We start from the raw sequence: 6,702 nt of genomic DNA, 5'->3' as shown, positions 1-6,702 counted from the left end.
TCTAAATACCATTGTAAATATATGGATGGAATTATCAATAAGACATTTGGAAGTTTTACGAAATCGTTTTCACAAGAGGAAGCATCATCTTATATCATGGCGGTTTCGGGGTATCACCCTGAAAGCCCTTGATTTGGAATGGTGGCGCTAAAGATAAAATTCCTTCGGTACTCTTGAAGACATTATCCCTAAAATCGGCCATGATGGAACGGATTCGGATGGTGTCGATGAATGTCCTAGGTCGCTTTACCCAGTGGTCTGTTGCTTCTCGCGCCCAATTAATTCTATCTCGGGAAGCGAGCCAATGGTCAGACAATTTACCAGTTAAAGCTTTTCCTCCCTTTGGTCTTAATCAAAAGGATATTGAAAGATTAGGTCAACTGCCCCAGCGCCAAGACGAACCCTTTCGAGTGGTAAGTATTGGCAGATTTTTGGGTTGGAAAGGGTTTGCATTGGGCATCCGTGCCTTTGCCCAGTTCCATCGTGAACACCCCACTAGTGAATACTGGCTGATTGGTGATGGTCCTGAAAAGGAGGGACTACAGAAATTAGCTAAAGAGCTTGGATGCGGTGATGCTGTAAGTTTTTGGGGGAAGCTTTCCCGTGATCAGGTCTTACAACGGATGGCAGAGGTGGACGTGTTAATGCATCCGAGCTTCCATGATCATTGGCCGACGGTGGTGTTGGAAGCAATGGCTTCTGGTAGACCTGTGGTTTGTCTCGATATTGGTGGACCGTCGTTGATGGTTCAAGAAGACTGGGGAATTAAAGTGCCTGTCGATAACCTATCCCAAGTGATCAATGATTTAGATCAAGCACTGTTGCAGTTAGCAACTAATGGGGAAAAGCGCATATCTATGGGACTAAAAGGACGAGTGATAGTTTCAGAGAATTGGTCATGGGAGATAATCGGTGAACAAATGTTGAATCTATATCAGGAAGTTATAAATTCGTAAGCATTCAGGTATCAGGTATCAGGTATCAGCTCTCAGCATTCAGCTATCAGCTCTCAGCTCTCAGCTTATGGACTACAGATGGTGATACTTGAGGTGCTTTTGAATAAAGCTGTTCGCGCAGCGTGGCCAATGGCTGATGGCTGACAGCTGATCGCTGACGGCTTAATGCTTAGGTTTAAATTAACAATTAACTAACCATTACCTAATCTATGCAAGCCCTAATTTTTTGAGCTAGTAGCTCTACATGGGGGTCTTTGAGAAAACTCCCTGGTTGGTCATCTAAGTGCTTACCAGAGATTTCCTGGATTTCCAGGTTTCCAGTAACTAAATCTATCCAGCCTTTTTGGAGTTCTGGAGACTGGGCAATCCGCTCACTGGTCAAGAACATTGTTACTGGGTTTGGATAGTAGCGTTTGGCCACATAGTTTTTTGAAGCGAAGGTGTTAGCTTCTTGGACTTTGATGATTTGGAGAGATTGCGGTAAAGAAATCCCAAAGGACTGATATAATTTAGAAACAAGCTTTAGGAATTGCTGCTTGATTACGTCTTGAAAACCTCTGTGAATCAATCGCTGAAACAGTCCTTTTAATCGGTCACTATAGCTGCGCTTATAGGGAAGTTGCTTTTCACTTGTGGAGAATTCAAGAGGGCTAGGTTCAAGGAGAGCTAGCAAAGCCACTGTATCACCGTCTAAGCGGAGCAGCTGAGCAATTTCCAGAGCAATCTTACTTCCAAAGCAGTATCCTGACAGAAAATAGGGACCCTTGGGCTGAATACTACGTATTTCCTGGAGGTAGCAGCGAGCCATATCTTCAACTGTGGTCAGGGGAGTCTGTTTGCCATCGAGACCCAATGATTGTAGTCCATAAAACGGTTGCTCGGAACCCAAATAATGTGCCAAATCCCGAAAACTGAGAACATTACCACCGGCTCCATGAATACAGAATAGAGGCGGTTTGGAACCATTGGGCTGAATTGATACTACTGAGGACCAAGGTGCTGCTCCTTGGTCTTGGCGCAGCTGGTTGACTAATTGGGCTACAGTTGGAGCCATCAGCAGAGAAGCTAAGGGCAGTTTTTTCTGGAAAACCTTCTCAATCTCAGCAAACAGGCGCACGGCTAGGAGAGAGTCTCCTCCTAGGTCATAGAAGTTATCTGTAACACTGATAGATTTGATTCCTAAGACGTTTTCCCAAATTTTGGTCAATTGACGTTCTAAGTCATCTCGGGGAGCAACAAAGGTGTTGGATGAGTCTGGCTGAGGTTGGTCAGGTGCTACCAGAGTACTGTTGTCTTTTTGGGCATCCTCTTCTTGGCCTTTGTGCCTTGGGATGTCTTGCTGGTCAGGTGTCTGACCATAGCATCCATCCCAATCCACTGATACCCCTGCTTCCCTGAGCTGTTCTACGGTAGTGAGCAAGAAGCTTAGATCCGATTGCTCCTGTCGTGGATGACGTACCGACGTTAGCACCAGCTGCTCAACCGCTTTCTGAGAGTGTCGTTTAGTTAATGTGCTCAAGGTTCGCCCAGGCCCTACTTCTAGCAGGATCGTCTCTGGTTGTTTCAACAGCTGTTGCACACCTTGAGAAAATCGCACAGTTTGCCGCAGATGCTGAGCCCAATAGCCTGGATTGACTGCTTGCTCGGCTGTAATCCAAGTGCCAGTAACATTAGATAGGTAGGGAATTTGTGGGGGATTGAGACTAACCTGTTTTACCTGGTTGGTGAAGGAGTCCAAGATCGGTTCCATCATCTTGGAATGAAAGGCATGGGAGGTATGTAGCCTGCGGTACTCTAGCCCTTGTTGATCCAATTGGTTTTGTAATAATGCGATCGCATCAGTAGGACCAGAAATCACTGATTGGGATGGCCCGTTAATCACTGCTAAGGATAGTTCCTGACCCAGCAGGGATTGCAGCTCTTGTTCTGGTAAAGGAACAGCAAGCATTGAACCACCAGGCAGTTGTTGCATCATCTGCCCTCGAAGGGCAACCAGAGATAATGCATCCTCTAAGGAGAAGACCCCAGCTACACAGGCTGCCACATATTCACCGATACTGTGACCGATCATCGCTTGGGGACTGACTCCCCAAGACATCCATAACTGAGCTAGGGCGTACTCGATCACAAACATGGCTGGCTGGGTAATAGTAGTCTGTTTCAGTTGCTCTGTGGCCTGATTCGTCTGTTCCTGCTTTGGGTAGAGTACATGGCGCAGGTCAATACCCAGATGGGGTTTGAGGAGTTCTGAGCATCGATCAATCAAATCACGAAATGTTGATATTTCATGGATTAGTTCCAGCCCCATATTGACATATTGTGCTCCCTGTCCTGGAAACATAAATGCCACCGGCTGAAGCTTGGGCTGTTGGCCGTTTATCAATAATTGTTTCGGTAATTGTTTCGGTAGTTGTTGGGGTTGGCGAGTACTCGGTTCTAACACATCCCTGATTTCCCAGTTGCTGATTAGGTTACTTGCGGGAGCCATGATTGCTCAGATTTCACAGCAAAACTAATATAGCAAACGTTACTTATTCAATTCATACAGTATAGCTTTTTTTTGGGATTTCTTCAAGACTGAGCCTGAAAACAGGGTAAAACGATTTACTGTAAGCCAACTCAGCGCGCTGTTTGAGATTTTTTTTGAGATTTTTTTGATCAATCAGGACTTACCCATTGCCCCCGTTCCTACACCAAACTTAGTATATTTTTTGAGTATTACCCCCCATATTTGGTGGGTTAGCGAGCCAAAACCAACTAAATTTAGTAACTCCTATAAATCCTGGAACTTTTATCATCAAATCTACGTCACTAGGTAGTTTATTACCTTAAAATAGCTAATTGTTTACTCTACCGGATAGATGAGTTCACAGTTTTTTCACAAAGTCTGATTAACCTGTTACCCAAGTCTGATCACTCAAGTCTGATCACTAATCAGATGTTGCTTCAGCTCAATTTAATTGTTGGAGGTTTTTCCATGAACTCGCTCAGTGCCACGTCGATCACCGTTGAGTTGATTGAATGGGAGATACTACAATATGTAGCAGTTTATTGATAATTGATTGACCGCTGTTTACAACATTAACTTTTGTTAAAATATCGAATTTGGACAGGGATTTTAAGATACTGTGTGAAAGGCTGATTAAATAGCAAAGCCATCGTTAAACCGTTTGGAAAACTAATGGTGATTCTTGCATCTATGGTCAAGTTATTCGTCCTAAAAAATCCTGAAATGGTAACAGATTATGGCAGTTTTGACAAGTTGGCACAACCGCTTCAACGACCGCCTAAAGTTCAGAGACTATTGATCACACAAATCCTAAATTTGTAGGGGACACAGCGTGAAGCGCGTCACATCCCCTCTGCTCCGGGTAGTGCGTTCCAGCAGTATTACAATCAAATCAAGTCTGACATTAACAACCGCGCTGGAACGTATTATACTTAATGGTTTTAAGGGTTTGTTGATAAATACTATCTCAGTAATGGCAGGTAATAGTCCATTGTCAAACTGCGCCAAACTAACAGAGTTTTGACAAATCATGGCCTAGCCTTATCCTAGAAATCTACTTGATTGATAAAGCAGCTCAAGGTAGGCAAAAAAAATTATCGGGTTTATCTACCTGTCTTGATGCAATAGCGAGTGGGGGTTTCCCCCAAGACCGCTTAGGTGCGCTTACAGTCGTCGAATTAAATTCGCCACGGGTCGCACCTCTGCATCGCTTTGATAGCCGTTTGTTATCGGCTGTTCGGTGCATTTTCGTGATTTAGCTCACTTAGTCCAAGTAAATCGTGAATTGGGAAGGCAAGTTTTTTCCTTTGTATACTGTTAGACTCGGGCATCTAAAATGTTGAAACTATCAATTCTTGGTATCCGTGGCATTCCCGCCCAATATGGTGGATTTGAAACTTTCGCGGAACGGCTGTCAAAATATCTTGTATCTCAGGGATGGGAAGTCACAGTATATTGTCAGGAAGAGCACAAAAATCAGATGTTTGAAGAATACTGGCATGGTATTCGTCTGGTTCATATACCGGTTCCCTATGGCAACGCACTGGGATCGATTATTTTTGACTGGAAATCTACATTACATGCGGTCAAACAAAAGGGTATCGTGCTTACCCTTGGCTATAACACAGCCATCTTCAGTATTTGGTATCGCCTCAAAGGGATTACCAATTTTATGAATATGGATGGTCTGGAATGGAAACGCAGTAAATGGAGGCTTCCTGAAAAAATTTGGTTATATCTCAATGAATGGGCTGGGTGTTGGTTAGCTAACAGTTTAATTGCTGATCATCCAGGAATCAAGAGTCATTTATTGACCCGAAAAGTAGCTTCTGATAAAATCACGATGATTCCTTATGGAACCGAGAAAGTTGTTGATGCCGACTCACAACTTTTAACCCCCTATAATCTGGTTCCGAAGGAGTATGCTTTGGTGATTGCCAGACCTGAACCAGAAAACTCGATTCTAGAGATTGTTTCTGGCTTTTCCAGGCGACATCGGGGTCTTAAATTGGTGGTGCTTGGTCGCTATTTACCTGATCAGATACCCTATCACAAACAAGTTTTAGAAGCAGCCAGTGATGAGGTGATCTTTCCTGGTGCTATCTATAATAAGTCAGTGGTTAATGCCTTGAGATTCCACGCACGACTCTATATTCATGGACATCAAGTTGGTGGCACTAATCCTTCTTTAGTAGAAGCCCTCAGCGCTGGTCAACCGGTTCTGGCAAACAATAATCGCTTCAATCGTTGGGTTGCAGGACCTGGTGCTCACTATTTCAAAAATGAATCGGAATTGGACGAGAAGCTGGAGATACTGCTAAATGATGGTGATGAACTGCAAAAAATGAAACTAGCCAGCAAAGAGCGCTACTATCAGGAATTTGCTCAGGATAAGGATATTAAAGCCTACGAAAGGTTGTTCCTATCCAAAGCCAAGCAGCTGCATAAACTAGCTTTGTTAAGTTCTCCAATCCCTGAAATAGAGTGATAGCCTTCATAAGTTAGGCTAGCTGCTCGGGGAAAAATTTGGGTTAAAGGGTAACTAGTAAAGGGTAAAGGGTAATGTTAGAAACTTTTACCCTTTACTTTTATTTATTTTGAGCGGTCAGCCGTCAGCCTAATGCCGTCAGCCTAATGCTTAAAATAAACCTCTAAGGATAGAATTTAATAGTTCAAGATTAATCAGAATTGAAAGTCTGGGTAAAAGCCCTTGGCCATTCCCGTAGCGTGGGCGTAGCGCAATCGGTGCTTTGTGGCACAGGCTTCTTTGTGGCACAGGCCACAAGCGCTGTGCTTTCGTGACTATTAAACGAATGCTTACCTCTTGTATTCAAAAGCTGACAGCTGACCGCTGATAGCTGATAGCTGATAGCTGAATACTTACGGTCAACAAGCCTTAATTACCTCTTGCAAGGTGGTAGTGAAGTTTGGATAGGAGATGGCAGCCGCTTCAGCACCGTGAATGGTAGTTGTACCTTGGGAATTGAGGGCTGCGATCGCTAAACTCATGGCAATACGGTGGTCAGTATGACTATCCACGTCTGTACCGGTTAAGGGAGTACCACCAATAATCTCTAGACCATCGGGCAATTCAGTGACCTTAGCTCCCATCTGGTTCAACTGGGATGCCATCACCGCTAAGCGATCGCTTTCCTTAACTCGCAGTTCTGCTGCATCCCGAATGATAGTAGTTCCTTGGGCAAAGACTGCTGCTACTGCTAAAATCGGAATTTCATC

Annotated in this window: 5 protein-coding genes; 3 read left to right on the top strand and 2 right to left on the bottom strand. The window is 44.0% G+C overall.

The window, feature by feature from the left end; genetic code table 11:
- The first annotated feature begins 128 nt into the window (after positions 1–128).
- Positions 129–956 (top strand): glycosyltransferase family 4 protein, encoded by an 828-nt coding sequence (locus F6K20_RS19070; protein ID WP_287295654.1) that lies wholly within the window; start codon positions 129–131, stop codon positions 954–956.
- A gap of 202 nt (positions 957–1,158) precedes the next feature.
- Here F6K20_RS19070 and F6K20_RS19065 read toward each other — a convergent pair whose 3' ends face one another.
- On the bottom strand, positions 1,159–3,444 hold the full coding sequence (locus F6K20_RS19065; RefSeq protein WP_008188525.1) for an alpha/beta fold hydrolase: 2,286 nt from the start codon (positions 3,442–3,444) through the stop codon (positions 1,159–1,161).
- Between the two features lie 1,079 nt (positions 3,445–4,523).
- On the opposite strand from F6K20_RS19065, the gene F6K20_RS19060 reads away from it, so the two are divergent.
- Entirely contained in the window at positions 4,524–4,724 is a 201-nt protein-coding gene (locus F6K20_RS19060; RefSeq protein WP_287295652.1) for a hypothetical protein, read from the top strand.
- 77 nt (positions 4,725–4,801) lie between these two features.
- Complete coding sequence (locus tag F6K20_RS19055) at positions 4,802–5,953, top strand: DUF1972 domain-containing protein (RefSeq protein ID WP_008188523.1); 1,152 nt, start codon at positions 4,802–4,804, stop codon at positions 5,951–5,953.
- 398 nt (positions 5,954–6,351) lie between these two features.
- Here F6K20_RS19055 and F6K20_RS19050 read toward each other — a convergent pair.
- A partial coding sequence (locus tag F6K20_RS19050) for a 3-phosphoshikimate 1-carboxyvinyltransferase (RefSeq protein ID WP_502708846.1) occupies positions 6,352–6,702 on the bottom strand: 351 nt, incomplete at its 5' end.

Source organism: Moorena sp. SIO2C4 (genome assembly GCF_010672485.1).
Taxonomy (GTDB): Bacteria; Cyanobacteriota; Cyanobacteriia; order Cyanobacteriales; family Coleofasciculaceae; genus Moorena; species Moorena producens.
This window is presented reverse-complemented; position numbering and strand designations above follow the sequence as displayed.

What these genes read in the sequence shown, in the direction of transcription:
- F6K20_RS19065 (WP_008188525.1), bottom strand. Translation starts at nt 3,444, where the DNA reads ATGGCTCCCGCAAGTAACCTAATCAGCAACTGGGAAATCAGGGATGTG.
- F6K20_RS19055 (WP_008188523.1), top strand. Translation starts at nt 4,802, where the DNA reads ATGTTGAAACTATCAATTCTTGGTATCCGTGGCATTCCCGCCCAATAT.